The following is a 16,993-nucleotide window of genomic DNA, read 5'->3' as shown; positions in this document are numbered from 1 at the left end:
CGATGGAACTGACCTTTGTCGGCATTATCCTGATAGTGGTCGGGACATATGTCGTGCTGCTTGGGAGCGTCCGCACGGCAATCGTCTTTCTGGTGGTGAGCGCCTTGTTTGACGGCTCTGCCGCGATATCGCTGCCCAGTCTCGGCGGCTCGTCGATCCCGCCAGTGCAGTTCGCCCTACTCTTCACAACGCTGCGCATCCTGGCGCCCAAGGGTGGATATCTCGGTCTGCTCCCCACAGCGATCATCGAGAACAAATGGATCGTGTTGTTCGCGATCTACGGCATCGCCAGCGCGTATCTCGCACCGCGCATGTTTGCCGGAGCGATCGACGTCTTCCCCATGCACGCTGATAGACGGCTCGGGCTGTACGGCACGGTGCCGCTGCGCCCCACGGCGCAAAATCTGACCGCGGGTTTCTACATGGTCGGTGCGCTCTTGCTTGCGATCTCCAGCTACATTTTCTGCCGGATCCCAAGGGGCGGGAAGACACTGGCCAACGTTTTGATGATCGCTTGCTGGATTCACATCGTCACCGGCCTGAGCGACCTTGCCTTGCGTGGCACACCTTTCGAGGAGGTTCTCTCGGTATTCCGCAATGGCGGATACGTTCTTCTCGATCACTCAGCCTCGGGTTTTGTCCGCATCCGAGGGGTGCTGCCCGAAGCATCGACCTATGCCGGTATCGGCTTTGCCCTGTTCGTCGCCAATATGGAGCTGTGGTACCGATCGATCCAGACGCGTGCGACGGGCCTCGCGGCTGCGGTGATGGCTCTGGTGCTTGTGATCAGCACATCCTCCACGGCTTATGTGGCCCTACTGGTTTACGGCGTATTTTTCGTCCTTCGTGGCATCCTGTTCCCGACCGTCGCTCCGCCGGGCAAGATCCTTCTTGCCGCCTACTCTGCTGCGGGGATCTTCTTCCTGGTTTGCATCCTGATGGCGGTTGTCCCGGAACTTCCCTTCGCAGTCTACGAGCTGGTTGTGGATATGACGGTCGGGAAGCCTACGAGCGATTCAGGGCAGCAACGGCTGTTCTGGGCCATGCAGGGTTGGGACGGTTTTCTCGTTTCCTATGGCCTCGGGATCGGCGCCGGTAGCTTCCGCTCTTCCAGTATCTTCATGGCGATCCTGGGCTCAATGGGTTTCGTGGGCGTCATCACTTTCGCAACATATCTCGTGACGGTTTTCCAGGGATCGCGCAGGTCGACCTGGGGGCTGGGGCCGACCGAACTCCAATCGATCGGGGGGGCGCTTGGCACGGCCGCGCTGCTGAGCCTCGTGCCCGCGGGGATTTCCTCACCTCACGCCGTCCCAAGCGACCTGTTCTCGATCATGGCGGGGGCGGCCATCGCATTGCGGTCGTCCGCTGCCGAGGGCTTGGCGCGACCTTCCAAGGGCGAGCGGCAGTTTAGCTGGAAGGAAGCCACGCCACGCGAAGAGACTTCGGCGGCTTAGCGAGCCCGATTGCAGAGCAGAGGCCAGCGTCAATGACGCCTAGCAATCAAAGCTGGGGCGCAACGGCCTAGATCGGTTTCAGGAAAGTGCCGCTTGCTCGATCCGGTCAGCTAGGCTGCGCAGCAGGTGCGGTAGGCTGTCCCGCATCTCGAAAATGTCATAGAGGTTGACTGTCGCGCCCAGCATGGCTGCCCCGACCATTTCGCCGGGGAGGCCCTGACGAATGAAGCGAGCGTAACCAGCCATGAGCGAGTCCGATACTTCGACCAGATCGCGGTAATGCATCGGATCAAACTGATCGATGTCTATCTGCAGCTCTTCGAAGAACCAAGGCTGTCGACTTGAGCTTTGCTCGGTTTGACTGGTCCCGGAATCTGGCATGGCATTTCGACCCTTTCGTCATGATTATCTGACTTTTTGCCGTCACTAATCTGCACGAACGCCCTTGCCTGGTTCATTTCCGTACCGATGAACTCTACGTCGCAAATTTGGACCGATCCGACAATCCCGTGTCGAACCCCTAGTTCGCTATTTCCAGCGGTGCGCCTACTTGGGCCAAGGCGCGCGCCAATACGGTCTAATCCCATGGGAGGAGACAGGCGCGCCAGTCCGGCATCCAGAGTGATAAATCCCCGGCACAAAAGGCTTTTCAACCCGATCCGGCCACCGCCTGACACCCTATTGCACCACTCGGAGTTGGAGCCCGGTAGGACGCGGATTGCCCAGGGTTTCTGCGGTATTTGCATGCTAGCTCGCCCCTCTCATAGAGCCCGTCATCTGGAACCGACGGTGCGCTTCACGACGCAGTCAAAATCGAACTAGTCCGAGATAGCCTTTGCCCATCGAATGACAGCGATCATACTGCGAATCCGCGAAAGAAGATTGATTAACAAGGCGCTGCGGATGGCGCGGTTGAAGGGTCGGTATCACGTTCTCCTGATCCTTGCCGAGACCCGTATGGCGTCACAGCGAGGGGTGATTTCATGAGCGGACGAGAAGGCACGGTCTTCATCCTCACGAACGATGCGATGCCCGGCTTTTCGCGGGTTGACTACACGACCGGCGATGACCTGGGGAGCAAGATCTCTCGCGTCAACAAATCGGCCTTGCCTGTGCCATTCCGCCTCTATTTCGCGGCCAAGGTTCCTGACGTGAAACTCGTCGATCGCAACCTGCATTACCTGTTTGCCGATTACTGCGATGCGCGTGATGCGCAATTCTTCAAGATCAACCCCGACATGCTCCGCGCTGCGATCGAACTGGCGGCAATTTCGGTCATCCAGGTAAGCGATAAGGAGCAGGGCATTTCCGCCTTCGATCGCGCCCAGATGGACCGGCTAAGGACCGCCCACGACAACGTCAGGTTCGAAGCACTCAATGCTGAAGCCGGTACCGAACTCTACTTTTCGCGCGATCGGACCATCACCTGCACCGCGCTGGGGAACGGCCTCGTCGAATTCGATGGTACGGCCATGTCGCCAGCCGAAGCCTCGGCCAGTGCCATGCGAGCGATCGGTTTCGACTGGGCCGAGGTTTCATCGGTCGACTACTGGCTTTCCCAGGGCGATCCCGCCGCTCGCAAAGCTCGCGGCGACGTGATTCCGCCGGACGTCGACCATGGCATGCCCGAGGTACCGATCGTTCCCAACGACGCCGACGATTCCCCGGTAATGTTCATCCGAAGTAAGAGCAGCTAAGCAAGAAAAGAAATAACATGGGTCGTAAATTGCAGTTCAAGACAGCGCTTGTGCGCGCAGCGTCGGCGCCTCTGTGAAGAGGTCCGCCCCCGCTACCTACTTCTGGACCCTTGATTTGATCAGGTTCGGGTCTGCCGTATTGGTCGTGCTATTTCACATTTCGGCCTACGGCGGCGCGTCGCCCGCTTGGCCGGCACCCGCTGCAGAGGCTCCTTTGTCGGCTCTCCAGCCGATCGCGTGGATGGGTTGGGTCGGAGTCCAGATTTTCTTCGTGCTGTCGGGTTTCGTGATCGCCGCAAGTGCGCGCAACTGCAACGCGTCGACGTTTTTGAAGAAACGCGCGATTCGACTGATGCCGGCGCTGTGGATTTCAGCGAGCATCGCATTGCTGGTTCGCGTCCTGTGGGGCGAATCCCTTGGGGAACTGGGCCTCGCATTCCTGCGCACCATCGTCCTCTCCCCGAAGGGACCGTATATCGACGGGGTGGTGTGGACACTGGCGGTCGAGGCCATCTTCTATGTGGCCACGACGCTCGTGATCTCGTTCTCATCCCTGATCGGCGGCATAGATCGAGCCCTGAGCAAGTTTGCGTTTGCGCTGGGGTTGGCGAGTGCAGCCTTCACAATCGTCCACCTGGCAGCGGAAACCAACCTTGGTGGCTTCGGGGAAATCGTGCCGTCTGAATCGCTGTCGTGGTTTGGCTTCGATGTTTCCTTGCTTCGGCACGGCGTCTTCTTTGCCTTGGGTATCTTGCTGTTCCAGGCAATCGATAACGGGATCGGGCGTCGTACCTCGCTGGCCGTGTGGGCGCTATGCGCAGCATGCTCCCTGCAAATCCTGATCAAGGCAGGACTATCCTTCGCAGCGCTGGTTCCAATTGCGTGCTGGGCTCTCGCAACCGTGATGATCTACCTTGGCGCAAAGCATGGACATCGCCTCATTAAGCGCGATGTACGGCCGATAATGCGCCCCATCGGCTTGATGACCTATCCGCTCTACCTCAATCACTTCGTCCTGGGACAAGCGCTGCTCCCCATCCTCGCCGGATGGATCTCGAACTCCGCACTGCTCGGCACGGTGCTGATGGCGATACTGCTCGTCAACGCGTGGCTGATCGCACAATTTCCAGAACAGTGGGTCCAGCGGCACCTCAAGACTGCACTTCTTGGGAATACGAAGCGGGTTCCTCATCGGGAAACGGAGGCCTTGGCCTGAGCAGGCATCATGCTCAGCTTGATCTAGCTGCCTGTTTCCTGAAATTCCGCCATCGGCCGTGTGCGGTATAGCCTTGCAACCCACGCGACTGGGTTATCGAGCTCCAAAAATTGATTAATTTTTTCATGCATTTATATCAAATCATCGATCGATTGACTAGGTTGGAGTGCAAGACATCTAGAACTCGCTTCGCCAATACTCGTACCACTTAATATACAGTGCATCGGCCCCGACCTCTCGGTATCAATAGACGCGCATGCACGAACATGGAAATCCGCGCCCTCCGCTTCGAACGGGGATCCTGGCTTGTTCCGGCCAGGAATTTGAAGCCTGGGAACTGGCCCTGTTCGAGCGACTGAAGCGACATCCAAATCTGACGATCGCGGGGCTGGTTCTCTTGCCCGCGGAAGCGCGCGCCGCGCCACCTTCGGGCGCCTTCCGCGTGGTGTCGGCCATCGATGGATATCTGTTCGACCCCGGTCAGAAGAAGCATGCCCTGACGGAAGCTGAAGCGCTCGCAAGCGTACCGCGAATTTCGCTTGAGGCGTTGGTGGACGGCGAGAGCAGCTTCGACATCCTGCTTGCCCATTCCCCTATGCCGCCGGGATTTGAACCCGGCGATTTCGGCGGAGAGATCTGGGAATACCAATTCAATACCGATCCAGCGGGCAATCCTGAGCTTTTCGGCTTTCGCGAAAGCCTTGGGCGCGCGCCGCTGACTCGCAGTGCGATCTTGCGGCGCCGCGAAGGTGGCACGCACGAGGTGATTGCGTCGCTGACAACCAACACCAAGTTCAGTGGCGCCAGGAACGCTCACCATGCCAAGAGCAATCTGCCCGCGCTCGTCGAACGCGAACTCGCGCGGCGCTGGCAAGACAGCTCAAGCGGGGCTTGGTCTGAGTCTTTGCCATCGACGGAGGTATCGACGCCCGATTCCGCGATGACGTCGGGCGAACTCGTCCGCTACGTCGGCCACCTCGCGTCAAACCTCGTGCACCGCCTGGGGGATTCGATGATCGCCAAGGTGGGCGGAGGGCCGGGCAGATGGTCGCTGGTCGTCAGCCGCGGGGACGTCCTCAACGGAGGCATGGACGACCTGCAGGAGCTACACCAGCCGGATGGCGAGCATCGTGCCGATCCTTTCCTGTTCGAGAAGGATGGACACACCTACGTATTCTTCGAGTGCTGGCGCACGGGCGGCGCTCCAGCTCGCATCTGTGTGGGCCGCATCCAAGGAGAGCTGCTGGTCGACGTCGAGGAGCTCGACTTCGGCGGCATCCACCTCTCCTACCCGTTTGTGTTCGAAACCGCGGAAGGGATATTCATGATCCCTGAAACTCACCAGAGAAACCGTGTCGAGGTCTGGCGCTGCACCGAGTTTCCCTCCCGCTGGGAGCTTCATGCCACGGCCCTCGAGGGATTATCGCCCGCCGACTCGGTGATCCTTGAATGGAACGAGCAGCACTGGCTGCTGACCAGCCTCAGTAGCGGGGACATCCTCGACCACTGCATGGAGTTGCATCTCTATCGGGTCGACGGTCCGGGCCTGAACTTTGTCGAACCGCACCCCCTGAACCCGGTTGTCCTCGACACGACCTGTGCGCGGAACGCCGGTCGACCGTTCGTCCGCGACGGGCGATTGATCCGGCCGGCACAGATCACCAGCCATGGGATCTACGGCTATGGACTGGTATTCATGGAAGTGACCGAGATCTCCATGGAAGGGTATGCGGAGAAAGAGATCAGGCGCATCGAACCCGATCGCGAAAAGGCAACCACCGGTTGCCACCATTACGATTGCAATGGCGACCTGTTCATCATGGATGTTCGCCGCGCCTATGGATCGAAACTGCTCGGCGCGGGGCCGATCGCGCTCAGAGTCAGCTAAGCACCGCGCCCAAGTTGCGGCTTCCTGCGAGAGCTAAAACCGATAGGGCACGCGCAGGCCGACCACCATGTCGGGGCTGTCGTCGGTCAGCCCGATGCCGACCGTCGTGATGAGCGACATCGCCTCCGCGACGGAGAAGGTCGCACCCATGTTGACGAGGGCGACATTTGCCTGGCTGCCGATTACCCGTTGCCAATCGAGCCCCTCGAGCCGCAGCCGCGACCGCTCGACGAGGCGCTGCGAATAGGACATCGAGATGCTCGATTTCTCGTTGAGCGCAAAGGCGAGACCCGCCCCGAACTGAAGCGCGTTGCCAATATCGACCCGGCCCGGCTGGTCGCCCGGGTTCTCGTCGATATCGGCGAAATTGCGCTCGAAATTGTAGAAGTAGTTGAGGCTGCCGAACACCACCATCGGGTCGATCGTCTTGAGCGCCGAAATGCCGAGCGACGCACCGTAGACCCCGCTGCCCGTCGCCAAGGTGGCCGGGACCTGGAGGTTGCCTTCGCTCCCCTCCACTTCGACGAAATCGATGCCGTAGGGTTCGCGCCCGGTCGGGAATTTTACCCGGCCGCTGAGAACGATGTTCGGCCTGCTCGCGGTCTCCCGCAGTATCTGGTAGCTCGCGCCAATGCTCATGTCGCCGATGCCGCCATGGTTCTTCGTAACCTCGACCGGCTGGTTGGCGGCACCGCCTGCCCCTCCGCTCCGGAAGGTGGAGGTGCGGTAGAGAAACGGGGCGCTGACGTCGAAGAACAGGTCGTCGGTCAGGCCATAACGCAGGGTCGCCTCGGTTGTCAGGATATCGGCGTCGACCTCGTCGATACTGATAGTGCCGAGGAAGATCGCGTCGAGCGCGAGAAAGCCATCGAGGTTGATGCGTGCATCACCGAAGTGCGAGTAGCCCACCGCCAGCTCCGCGCCGAAGCGGCTCCGCTGCGTGCCCTGCTGCTGCTGCACGATGTCCTGCACCGCTTCGGTGGGATTGGGCGCCTTCTGGACCGGCTCCTCGTCGACTGTGCGCCCGCTGACGAGATCGGCATCCGGATCCTGCGCATTGGTGATCTGGGCGAGCCGATCGAACCCCTGCCCAACCCGTCCGTTGCGGAAGAAGTCGAGATTCGACGTCGTGCTATGGGGCTTCTGTGGTTCGGGCACATAGCGGCCCCGGACGGACCCGGCTTCGGCCGTGCTGATCGGCTCGACCTCCATCTGCAGCAGGCGCGTTTCGAGTGCCTGCAGGCGCTCGTTCGAATGTGCCTCCCTCGCCTTCAGTTGCGCCACCTGCTCACGCAGGGACTCGACTTCCTGCTCGAGGGCCTGGTCCTGCGCAATCGCCTCGGCGGGCATGGCAAGCAGCGACGCGGTACCGAGAAGTCCGATCGTGAAGGTTGTCTTCCTGAGCATGGGTTTTCTCCCTCGCTTGTTAATGTTCCGGATTCAGGGATTGAGCAGCGTCCACAGCGTGGCCGGGTCCGGTACACCGGTTGCGTAGAGGTCGGAGTTCTTCTGGAAGGTGAGCAAGGCATCGCGCATCTGCGGGGAGTACTTTCCGTCTTCCGCCCCGCTGTAGAGACCGCGTGTACGTAGAACCGCCTGCGCGCGGCGCAGGATGGTCTCGTAAACGAAAGCGCGGTTCTCCCCCGATCCGACCTCGACCATCGGCGAGAATTCGGCGACCCTGACCGGGCGCAACGCTCCGACCATCTTCTGGACTACCGAGACCAGTGCCTCCTGCGGGTTCTCGTTGCAGTGTTTTTCGAGAATGAGGTCGAAAGCCGCAGCATTGTGCCACGGCGAGAGGTCGAAGGTGTTGGGCTCGTACCGGTTGGCTGCGCTCAGATAGCCTTCGACGAATCCGATGAAGCGTTGAAACTCGGCCGAACCCTTGTCGACCCGCGCCTTGGTGAAGGTCGCACAGTCGAGCCGGCCCGCGCCTTCGACGGCGAACTGCTTTTCCTCGTCTTCGGCCTGGGCAACGCCCGGCCAGGCTGCGATCAGTATCGCGCCAGCAATTAGATTTACGATCCGCATAGCCTTACCTCCTTGCAGATTCAGAATCCGTGTCCTTTCATCGATGAAAGCGCTTCGGACGCCCGGATGGCGTCGAAGCCTTGCGCGCTCAGGTCGGTCCCGATCACCACCGCGGCGTTGTTGAGGACCGAGTTGCCGTCGCTGTTGAGCACCGTCTGTTGCAGCATTCGTCCAGCATCACCGCCGACGCTCTGGAGCGTGCTGTCGCTTCCGTTGTTCCCGATGAGGATGAGACCGAGTTCATTGGCACCGAGGCGGAATTCCAGGCTATCGCCATCGGCAAAGCTGAGCGCGGTCGTATCGCTGATCGCCGTCAGCCCGCTGTCTCCCATCTGTGGCAGGCTTGACGTCGGGATCAGCGCGATCTGCATGCCGTTGAGCGCTGCATTGTCGGCGCCCGCGATGACATTGGCTTGCGCCGCACCCTTGGTCTCGCCCAGGCTGCCAACGGGTAAGACGCTCTCGCCGACGATTAGCGGCGTGTAGCCGGAATGGCTCGTCGTCACGTCCATCGCCGGATCGCCTTCGCGCACCCAGCCGACCATCAGCTTGGCATCAGGCTTGCCGGTGCTCGCATTGGCGAGGAAATCGACGTTGAACGCCAGGCGGGCGACGGTCGTGACGCCGCTTTCGTCCTGCCAACTGGTGACCATCGAGATCCCGAAGAAGGAGACCGAGTCGGATTGAATGAACTTCCCGCGGATTTCTGCGAGCTCCGCATCGGGAAGCGGGGGGCCGACGGTCTCGTCATCGACCATTTCGTCCTGTGCCTGTGCCGGAAGCGCGAACCCGAAGAGCACGAGCGCAGGAACTATCGCGGACAGGATTCTCCTGCCTGTCAATCGTCTGCAAGTGGTGGACTGAATGGCCATGATAGCCTCCTCAGAAAGTAAAGTCGTAGCCCGGCGAGAAGCCGAATTCGGCGGCTTGCGCGGGGGGCAGGCTGGCGCTGGTCGCCAGCAATTGTCGGGCGGAAAGGGGCGATGGGGGGTCGAGCAGGACGTTCTGCGGATCGTATCCTTCGCCCATCACGACGAAGGCGATCCCGTTCCATGCCGCTTCGAACTCGGGGCGCGTCATTACGCGGTTGCCGAGCGCGGGGTCGCCGATCGCGATGCTGTCGCCGAAGATCCGGCGCACGATCACGAAGTGCTTGTAGCCGCGGATGTCGAGCAGGACGATGGAAGGAATATTGATCGAGGCAAGGGTCGGATAATCGACCTTATAGCCTTCGGCCGACAGGCCGATGACCTGGGCATAGGTCTTCATGTCGAGCAGCGAGAAGCCCTTCTGCCGCACGAGATCGGGGTCAGCGACCTTGAGCATGTTGACCAACACCTGGCGTTCGGTCGTCTCGTGGCCGTAAGCGTAGTTGAGGATCGTCGCCATGACGGCTGCGCCGCAACTGAAGTCGGCCTGCTGGCGCACGACGTCCTCGAACCGCATCGCCTTCCAACTAGCGGGGCTAGCACCCATCACCGGCGCGCCCGGGCTCAATTGGCCCAGCCAGACGGGCGTCCGATCGGACTCCGGCATGGCGCAGCCATGGAGAGCAACAACGCAGATTCCGAGCGTTGCGGCTGCACCAATCTTTGACCTGGGGCTGAGATTCTGGGACATTGGGGGTCCTGCCTTTGCTTCGGGCAGCTGGCATCCTGCCTTTCGCGGGTGGGATATCGCTCCGGCCGCACCACGGCCGGGGAGATGGGGAGGAGGAGGGTAAGGTCTCCCCCTCCCCGCCTGCGGTTGATCAGCTTGGGTCGTTGATCCCGCCGCCGGTCTGTGGGTTCCCCGAACCGTCACCCTGCGATGCTGCAATGGTGAGCGAGTTCGTCTGCTGGTTGCCGACACCGGCCGCCATGTTGACGCCGATGTTGCCGGATGCACCACTGATATCCAGGCCGGAGATCGAGTTGATGCTGTCCTGCTGTTCGACACCGCTCAGCAACGCGGTCTGGATGAGGCCAGCATTGGCTTCGGCCAGATCGGCATTGTTGGCGACAGCCAGAGTCATCAGGTTGGACTGCTGGTTGAGGCTGCCGGCCGCCACGTTGACGCCGATGTTGCCCGATCCGGTGATCGTCGCACCCAGGATTGTGTTACGGTCGCGGAAGTTGTTCTGTCCGCCACCTTCTTCCGGATCGTCTTCGTCGAGGAAGCCGCGCGCCGCATATTGCGCCACGCCGATCAACGATTGCAGTCCGGTCGTGGACGCTTCGGCCCAGCCGCCGGCTGCTTCTTCGTTGTTGTCTTCCGACACCGCAATCGAGGCGCTGTTCATCTGCTGGTTGAAGTAACCCGCAGCGAGGTTGACCCCGACATTGCCCGACGAATCGACGTTGAAGGCATCCACCGTGTTGATGATCGGGGCGAAGAAGCCCGCCCGGATCTGATCTTCAGGCACGCCATTGGCAAACGGGTCTGGCGAAGGGCCGTTGAAGCCTGGTTCGCTCCAGCCAATCCCGAACACTTCGGCCACATAGCCGTTCTCGCCGTTCAGCTCGTTCTCTTCACGATAGGTTACCTCGACGCCAGTCAGGAACTGTTTGGCATCGGTGACCGCGACAGCAGAGCTGTCGACGTCGATGGTCCCCCGCAGACGGACAGCGCCGCGCAGGGCAACGTCTTTCGTATAGGTCACATCGGTCGTCACGCTGGTGTCGATGTTGTTGGCATAGCGCAGATCGACCTCGACCCCGGATTCGCCATCATAGCTGCCGGGTTCGCTGTCCTGCGCCATGGCAGTGCCGGATACGGCCAAGGCCGATCCTGCAACTGCCGCTAGCAGTGCATACTTCATGATCCTGTCTCCTTTGCTTCGGTTCATGGATTGCCCCCGGCCGAGACGTTCAGCGCGAAGGTGTTGGCAGAGGAATTCCTCTCGCCGCCGACAAGGTTGATCTGGACCAGGCCGCTGTTCCCCGCCAACGCCGAGTCATCGATTGCGATGGCGTCATTGGGGGCTTCGAGGCCCGGGCCAGATTGCCCGGCCGGATTGGTGGGAGCGCTCGTCTGGGCGAGCATCTGGTCAGAGACCACTCCGCTTGTTCCGATCGTCAGCGTCGCGAGGTTCGCCGACTGGTTCTGGTTGCCGGCGCTGAGGTTCACGCTCAGCAAGCCGGAATTGTTGGAAAGGGCGCCAGGTCCCACGGCGACCGCGGTGCGCCGGTCGGTCATGTCCGGCGTAGCGATGTGTTGGGACACCGCATTGGCACCGATGGGGATATCGCCGATCGCGATCACGGCCGAACCCGCCTGCTGGTTTTGCGAACCAGCCGCGACGTTCACCGCGATCCGACCGGAGTTTCCACTGGTGCTGCCCTCGGCCACCAGCACTTCGTCCTGCGCTCCCTGATCGTCCTGGGCCGCGAGCGGGACTGCTCCGAATAGAAGAAAAAGCACCGGGAGCGGGCCAATCGATGGGGCCGCGATCATTGCCCACTCCCGGTGGTGTTGCCGATGACGGCAAGCGCTGAAGGCAGCACGCTCAGCCCCTGGCTGATGATGCTACCGGTTGAACTTGCGCCGCTCTCGGAACGCGTGAAGTCGCCGCCACTGCCGGTCGCGGTAACGACTGACAGCCCGACGTCGATGGCATTGCGCCCAACTTCCAGCGAGCGCACGAGCGGGGCCGAAACAGCAGCCTGTTCCGCGTCGCTCAATGGCTGGAGCCCGACCAGCAGGCTGTTCTCTATCAGGATGGTCTGATCGGGGTTGACGGTCCGCGCCTCGCCTTGAGCGAAGCGGCGGGTGGCCGTGCCGTAGGGAACGTCGCGGGAGTACACGATCTCGCCGGGATGGGCCTCGGCATTCGAGGGCCAGACCTCCTCCTGCGCGAACGCGGGCTGGGATGCCAGGGCGGCCCCGGCTACCGATCCGATGAGCACAGCTCTACCGGCGCGCAGAATCCTGCGCTTGATCTCAAGATCACGCACGTCGTCCTCCTTGCAAGATGCAAGTAATTTCAATTCGGACAGCTGTTGTGAAACAGGCTGGTGTTGAATCGGACTGTAATGTCCGGACGACCCACCTTTAGATTATGACTTGAGTTCTAGACCGATTCGCAAACCCGCACATCGTCAATTGAAAGTAGTCAATATTAACTATCTTTAGAGTGCTGGTTTAGAATAATGGTATAAAATCGACAGATTAGCGGTCAATTCAGTCGATAGGGGGCGAGTTTCTGCCACAGCTCCTCGCGCGACGAGACATCGAGCTTCTCGTAGCAATGGCGCAGGTGCGCCCGGACGGTGTGCACCGAGATCGCCAGGTCATGGCCGATCTCCTGCGGCCCGCATCCCTGCAGCAATAGCTCGACGATATGGGTCTCGCTGGGCGTGAGGCCGAAAGCCTCCTCGAGGTCCGCCATCTTCGGTTCGAACCCGTTGTGCGCGATCTGCAATGTAACCGCGATGGCTTCGGTGCACAGCCCGGCCCCGCGAACGATGCAGTGACCTTCGGTGGCATAGCGTTCCAGCACCTGGCTATCGACCTTGCCGACGCCGACGTTGAACAGCTTGTGCAGCTTGACCTGGGCTTCGTTCCCCAGGGCCCGCAAGGTGTTCTCCCTCAGAAAGAGGCAGTCTGAGCGCTCGAGCCATTCGGGGAAGTGGCGGCCAGCCGCCAATAGGGTCCCGTCACGTTGCACCACCAACCGGGCCCGATCGTCGAGTTTCTCCATGCCTGTGAGAACGGCATCGAGTGCGGGGCGCACATTCTCCGCGGTAAGAACATCCAGTCGCGACGACGGCTGCATCAATTGCCCCTCATACGTGTTGAGCGCGCCCCTTCCGATAATGGAATCGCCCTTCATTCTTCGCCCTCCCTCGAGCGTCGCACATTGCCGCCAGCCCCCGCCAAACGCGGTGACCGAGCCATCGAGGGATTGCTCCCTCGCAAGCACGAATGCGCATGGCCGCTGCCCCGGCGTCCTTGCTGCATGCCTTGGAAAATTTTTTGTAGTTTCTTCGCTAGGTTAGAAAGCGAAGAGCGGCCCGATGCCCTAAACTATTCGGCGTCGGGACGAACCTAACAAGATCAATGTTACATTTTCCCGACGAGCGCACCCAGAAAGGCGACGAGTTGAGAATCTTTGTCGTCTCAACAAGCAATTAGTCGCCGTATAACCCGGCTAATTACCTGAAAACGGTAGCATCTTTGCAGTTTCTTGGCGTGATTCCGCTGTTTTTGCGTTGGAATCGACGCCATTTCGATATTAAGCATTTGAAATTTATAGTTTTATTCTCCCTCTCCGAGTCCGACCACGACTAGGAAGGATGACAAGAACGCGCGCGGCTAGCCGTCGCAGCACCCCACCCGCCAATCCCAAGTAAGTCGCGCGTCAGGCTGGTGCCTTACGCTCGACCTGTTCGATGATCGGTTCGATTACCCCCGCATCGTCGATGGTCTGAGGGATAGAGATGTCGGCGCCATTGGTGATGTCGCGCAGCAGGTTGCGCAGAATCTTGCCCGAACGGGTCTTGGGCAGGCCGTCGACGAAATAGATGCTGCGCGGGCTGGCGATCGGCCCGATGTCGCCCCGGATCGATGCGACCAGTTCGCTATGGACTTCGTCCAGTCGCGCGCAGCCCGGGCGCGTTACCACGAAGCCGACCGGCATTTCCCCTTTCAACTCGTCGGTCGCCCCTACCACGGCGCATTCCACGACTTGCGGGTGATTGGCGACGACTTCCTCCATCTGGCCGGTCGAGAGGCGATGCCCGGCGACGTTGATGATGTCGTCGGTGCGGCCCATGATGTGGATGTATCCGTCTTGGTCGATCATCCCTGCATCGCCGGTGGTGTAATGTCCTGGGAAGTCGACGAAGCCCGCCTGGAACTTCACAGGATTGTTCCACAACGAGCGGAAGGCGCCCGGCGGCAGGGGTTGCTCGATGAGCAGATTGCCGACCACGCCGGCATCGACCGGATCGCCGGCATCGTCCCTGACCTTGAACCGGTATCCGGGCACCGCACGTCCTGCGCTCCCCGCGCGGATCTCGGTCTCACCCAATCCGAAACAGGTCGCGATGGCCGGCCAGCCCAGCTCGGTCTGCCACCAGTGATCGATCACCGGCTTGCCCAGCTTGTCTGCGATCCACAGCAAAGTGTCAGGGTCGGCCCGTTCACCAGCCAGGAACAGGGCCTGAAGCGAGGACAGCGAGGCATCGTCGATGAAGCTGCCATCGGGATCGGAGCGACGGATTGCGCGGATCGCCGTGGGCGCGGTGAACAGCACCTTCACCTGATGCTGGTCGACCAACCGCCAGAAGATCCCCGCATCGGGCGTTCCCACAGGCTTGCCTTCGAAGAGGATCGTCGCACAGCCCTTCAGCAGCGGTCCGTAGACGATGTAGCTGTGCCCGACGACCCAACCGATGTCCGATGCGGCCCAGTAGGTATCCCCGGTGTCGATCCCGTAGATGCTGCCCATCGACCAGTGCAGCACGGTCGCATGGCCGCCATTGTCCCGGACGACGCCTTTGGGGGTGCCGGTCGTGCCCGAGGTATAGAGAATGTAGAGCGGATCGCTCGATGCGACCGGCACGCACGGCGCCGGATCGGCTTCGGCATAGTTCGCTTGCCAGTCGAGATCGCGACCCTCTTGCAGCGCGGCCGACAGCTCCTCCCGCTGCAGGATGATGGCGGCGGTCGGCTTGTGCCGTGCCAGTTCGAGCGCCTGATCAAGCAGCGGCTTGTAGGCGATCGTTCGGCCCGGTTCGAACCCACAGGAAGCGCTCAGCACCAGCTTCGGCTCGCAATCGTCGATCCGCTTCGCCAGCTCAGGCGCGGCGAAGCCACCGAAGACGACCGAATGGACGGCGCCAAGCCGCGCGCAGGCCAGCATGGCGAAGACCGCTTCGGGTACCATCGGCATGTAGATGATGACCCGATCGCCCTTCTCGACCCCTTGCGCGGCAATCATCCCGGCGGTGCGCGCCACGCGCTCCTGCAGCTCTGCGAAGGAGAAGCGCGCCGATTTCCCGGTGATCGGGCTTTCGTAGATCAGTGCAGTGGCATCGTCCCTGCCAGCCTCGACGTGGCGGTCGACTGCGTTGAAGCAGGTGTTGAGTTCGCCGTCGGGAAACCAGCTATCGCTTGCGGCGTCATGCGCCTGGTTGGGAAAGCGCGTCCAGTCGAGGCCAGCTGCGGCATCGAGCCAGAAGGCCTGCGGATCCCGCGCCGCGCTCGCGGCGACATCGGCTAAAGACATGCTCTCTCCTACTCTGTGTCAAGCGTGGGGCGGCCCCAGCGGGACCGCCCTCGTCGCAAACCTGGCCGAGCTTCCCGCAATTAGAAGCTGTATTTTGCCATGACCTGGACCTGTTGCAAATTGCCGTCGAGCCCGGCCTCGTTGGTGCGCTCGGCGTACATGTACTCGAGCCCCAGATCGAGCTTGGGCACAGGCGAGTAGATGATATTGCCGAGGATATTCCAGACCTCGTCGGTCGGGGCACCGCTGGTCAGCAGGACCGGGTTGTCAGCCTTGAAGTAGCTTCCTGCAATGGTGGAGCGCGCCTTCGGACTCCACACATGCCGGAAGGCCGCGAAGCCGGAATAGGTCGCAATCGGATCGAGGTTGCCGCTCGCATCGATCGCGGCATCGTTGACGATATTTGCGCCGAGGTAACGGCCCAGCCCTTCACCGACAGTTCCCATGAAGCGGAAATCGTCGCCGCCGCTGCCGATCGGGACCTTGCCCGAGATGCTGAGGCCATAGCCAAACGCCGAATCCGATCCGTTCGGCAGGACAGCATCGGACGCGGTTAGCTGGCGAACGATCGCCGCAACGGTAAAGCCCTTGCCGTCATAGCGCGCGGTAATATCCGGAAGCTTGTCGTCTGCCGGGAGAATACGCCCGCCGGTGCTGGTCGTGATGGCCGTTTCGGGATTTTCGACGGAGACCGAGAAGCCGCTCTTGCTCTTGTAGCGGATCATCGGCTGGCGCACGAAGACCGTGCCCGGCATTGTCCCGACGAAGTCCACGCTGTCGGGCAATGCCGCGACATTCTGGAAGTTCGACCACGCCTGCCCGAACGTCCAGCCATCGTAAGTGATGAAGGCCTGCCGCATGCGCGGGGTGTAGCTGTTCGACACCCGCTGATCGCCGCCCGCCGTGACCAGGAAGTCGAGTTCGAGATGGCTGCCGATCGACTTGTCGCCGACCGGAGTGGCGGTCGAGATGATGAAGCGGCTTTGCCGCGCATGGAAATGCGTGTCCCAATCGGACGACGAACCGCCGACCGGGATCAGGCTGGGAATCAGGAAGTCGCGCCCGACCGAGTCGCCGGGCAGCTGGCCACCGCTGGTGCGGATGCTCTTGGCATCCATCTTGGCATACCCGCCGATCTTGATGGTGGTGTCGCCGACGCGGAAGCCGTTGGTCGAATCCTTCTCCACCTGGGCGACCCGGGCCTCGGTCTCCGCTTGCTGCTGGGCCAGTGCTTCGTTCTGGGCACGCGTTTCTGCAACCGCGGTGCTGAGCTGGCTGACCGCTTCGGATTGGGCGGCACCGGCCTGCTGACCGGCCATTTGCTGCTGCAGGGCGACGATCATCGCCTCCAGCCGGTCAAGCCGGTCGTCGACCGATTCGCGTTCGTCCGCTGCATGCGCCGTTGCCGGCACCAGCATGCTGGCAGCCAGCAGCGCGATGGCGTATTTCCTCCTGCCGATTCCGCTTGAAGAACTGACCACGAGTATC

The 16,993-nt window shown here is 61.4% G+C and carries 15 protein-coding genes; 4 read left to right on the top strand and 11 right to left on the bottom strand.

The window, feature by feature from the left end; genetic code table 11:
* Positions 1-2 precede the first annotated feature (2 nt).
* On the top strand, positions 3-1,457 hold the full coding sequence (locus P7228_RS08025; RefSeq protein WP_278014726.1) for a glycoside hydrolase: 1,455 nt from the start codon (positions 3-5) through the stop codon (positions 1,455-1,457).
* 78 nt (positions 1,458-1,535) lie between these two features.
* On the opposite strand, the gene P7228_RS08020 is transcribed toward P7228_RS08025, so the two are convergent.
* Positions 1,536-1,838: a hypothetical protein gene (locus P7228_RS08020; RefSeq protein WP_278014725.1), complete on the bottom strand. Its 303-nt coding sequence runs from the start codon at positions 1,836-1,838 to the stop codon at positions 1,536-1,538.
* A 602-nt stretch (positions 1,839-2,440) separates the two neighbouring features.
* On the opposite strand from P7228_RS08020, the gene P7228_RS08015 reads away from it, so the two are divergent.
* The 3 genes from P7228_RS08015 to P7228_RS08005 all read left to right on the top strand — a co-directional run bounded on the left by P7228_RS08015 (position 2,441) and on the right by P7228_RS08005 (position 6,258).
* The gene (locus P7228_RS08015) at positions 2,441-3,154 is read left to right on the top strand and encodes a GIY-YIG nuclease family protein (RefSeq protein WP_278014724.1); all 714 of its coding nucleotides are present in this window, start codon (positions 2,441-2,443) and stop codon (positions 3,152-3,154) included.
* A 73-nt stretch (positions 3,155-3,227) separates the two neighbouring features.
* A complete protein-coding gene (locus P7228_RS08010) occupies positions 3,228-4,370 on the top strand; it encodes an acyltransferase family protein (protein ID WP_278014723.1) in 1,143 nt (380 codons plus the stop codon).
* 256 nt (positions 4,371-4,626) lie between these two features.
* On the top strand, positions 4,627-6,258 hold the full coding sequence (locus tag P7228_RS08005; RefSeq protein ID WP_278014722.1) for a glucosamine inositolphosphorylceramide transferase family protein: 1,632 nt from the start codon (positions 4,627-4,629) through the stop codon (positions 6,256-6,258).
* Between the two features lie 33 nt (positions 6,259-6,291).
* Here the strand turns inward: P7228_RS08005 and P7228_RS08000 are convergent, their stop codons facing one another.
* From P7228_RS08000 to P7228_RS07955, 10 genes are all read right to left on the bottom strand, one after another.
* Positions 6,292-7,665 (bottom strand): transporter, encoded by a 1,374-nt coding sequence (locus tag P7228_RS08000; RefSeq protein WP_278014721.1) that lies wholly within the window; start codon positions 7,663-7,665, stop codon positions 6,292-6,294.
* A 33-nt stretch (positions 7,666-7,698) separates the two neighbouring features.
* Entirely contained in the window at positions 7,699-8,292 is a 594-nt protein-coding gene (locus P7228_RS07995; protein WP_278014720.1) for a peptidoglycan-binding domain-containing protein, read from the bottom strand.
* A 20-nt stretch (positions 8,293-8,312) separates the two neighbouring features.
* Positions 8,313-9,164: a hypothetical protein gene (locus tag P7228_RS07990; RefSeq protein ID WP_278014719.1), complete on the bottom strand. Its 852-nt coding sequence runs from the start codon at positions 9,162-9,164 to the stop codon at positions 8,313-8,315.
* A gap of 10 nt (positions 9,165-9,174) precedes the next feature.
* A complete protein-coding gene (locus P7228_RS07985; protein ID WP_278014718.1) occupies positions 9,175-9,828 on the bottom strand; it encodes a C39 family peptidase in 654 nt (217 codons plus the stop codon).
* Positions 9,829-10,042: 214 nt separating this feature from the next.
* Complete coding sequence (locus tag P7228_RS07980; protein WP_278014717.1) at positions 10,043-11,092, bottom strand: hypothetical protein; 1,050 nt, start codon at positions 11,090-11,092, stop codon at positions 10,043-10,045.
* A 23-nt stretch (positions 11,093-11,115) separates the two neighbouring features.
* Positions 11,116-11,727, bottom strand: coding sequence for a hypothetical protein (locus tag P7228_RS07975; RefSeq protein WP_278014716.1), 612 nt, complete (start codon positions 11,725-11,727; stop codon positions 11,116-11,118).
* Positions 11,724-12,227, bottom strand: coding sequence for a hypothetical protein (locus P7228_RS07970; protein WP_278014715.1), 504 nt, complete (start codon positions 12,225-12,227; stop codon positions 11,724-11,726). Before P7228_RS07970 ends, P7228_RS07975 begins: the two co-directional genes overlap by 4 nt.
* Positions 12,228-12,448: 221 nt before the next feature.
* Positions 12,449-13,105: a helix-turn-helix transcriptional regulator gene (locus tag P7228_RS07965; RefSeq protein WP_278014714.1), complete on the bottom strand. Its 657-nt coding sequence runs from the start codon at positions 13,103-13,105 to the stop codon at positions 12,449-12,451.
* A 528-nt stretch (positions 13,106-13,633) separates the two neighbouring features.
* Positions 13,634-15,505 carry an AMP-binding protein gene (locus tag P7228_RS07960; RefSeq protein ID WP_278017676.1) on the bottom strand — a complete coding sequence of 624 codons (1,872 nt, stop codon included), beginning with the start codon at positions 15,503-15,505 and terminating at the stop codon, positions 13,634-13,636.
* A gap of 80 nt (positions 15,506-15,585) precedes the next feature.
* A complete protein-coding gene (locus P7228_RS07955) occupies positions 15,586-16,986 on the bottom strand; it encodes a DcaP family trimeric outer membrane transporter (protein WP_278017675.1) in 1,401 nt (466 codons plus the stop codon).
* Between the last annotated feature and the right edge of the window lie 7 nt (positions 16,987-16,993).

Source organism: Altererythrobacter sp. CAU 1644 (genome assembly GCF_029623755.1).
In the GTDB taxonomy this organism is placed as follows: domain Bacteria; phylum Pseudomonadota; class Alphaproteobacteria; order Sphingomonadales; family Sphingomonadaceae; genus Erythrobacter; species Erythrobacter arenosus.
The sequence above is the reverse complement of the archived record's forward strand: the minus strand, read 5'-3'. Positions and strand labels throughout refer to the sequence as shown.

What these genes read in the sequence shown, in the direction of transcription:
- P7228_RS08025 (WP_278014726.1), top strand. Translation starts at nt 3, where the DNA reads ATGGAACTGACCTTTGTCGGCATTATCCTGATAGTGGTCGGGACATAT.
- P7228_RS08020 (WP_278014725.1), bottom strand. Translation starts at nt 1,838, where the DNA reads ATGCCAGATTCCGGGACCAGTCAAACCGAGCAAAGCTCAAGTCGACAG.
- P7228_RS08015 (WP_278014724.1), top strand. Translation starts at nt 2,441, where the DNA reads ATGAGCGGACGAGAAGGCACGGTCTTCATCCTCACGAACGATGCGATG.
- P7228_RS08005 (WP_278014722.1), top strand. Translation starts at nt 4,627, where the DNA reads ATGCACGAACATGGAAATCCGCGCCCTCCGCTTCGAACGGGGATCCTG.
- P7228_RS08000 (WP_278014721.1), bottom strand. Translation starts at nt 7,665, where the DNA reads ATGCTCAGGAAGACAACCTTCACGATCGGACTTCTCGGTACCGCGTCG.
- P7228_RS07995 (WP_278014720.1), bottom strand. Translation starts at nt 8,292, where the DNA reads ATGCGGATCGTAAATCTAATTGCTGGCGCGATACTGATCGCAGCCTGG.
- P7228_RS07990 (WP_278014719.1), bottom strand. Translation starts at nt 9,164, where the DNA reads ATGGCCATTCAGTCCACCACTTGCAGACGATTGACAGGCAGGAGAATC.
- P7228_RS07985 (WP_278014718.1), bottom strand. Translation starts at nt 9,828, where the DNA reads ATGCCGGAGTCCGATCGGACGCCCGTCTGGCTGGGCCAATTGAGCCCG.
- P7228_RS07980 (WP_278014717.1), bottom strand. Translation starts at nt 11,092, where the DNA reads ATGAAGTATGCACTGCTAGCGGCAGTTGCAGGATCGGCCTTGGCCGTA.
- P7228_RS07975 (WP_278014716.1), bottom strand. Translation starts at nt 11,727, where the DNA reads ATGATCGCGGCCCCATCGATTGGCCCGCTCCCGGTGCTTTTTCTTCTA.
- P7228_RS07965 (WP_278014714.1), bottom strand. Translation starts at nt 13,105, where the DNA reads ATGAAGGGCGATTCCATTATCGGAAGGGGCGCGCTCAACACGTATGAG.
- P7228_RS07960 (WP_278017676.1), bottom strand. Translation starts at nt 15,505, where the DNA reads ATGTCTTTAGCCGATGTCGCCGCGAGCGCGGCGCGGGATCCGCAGGCC.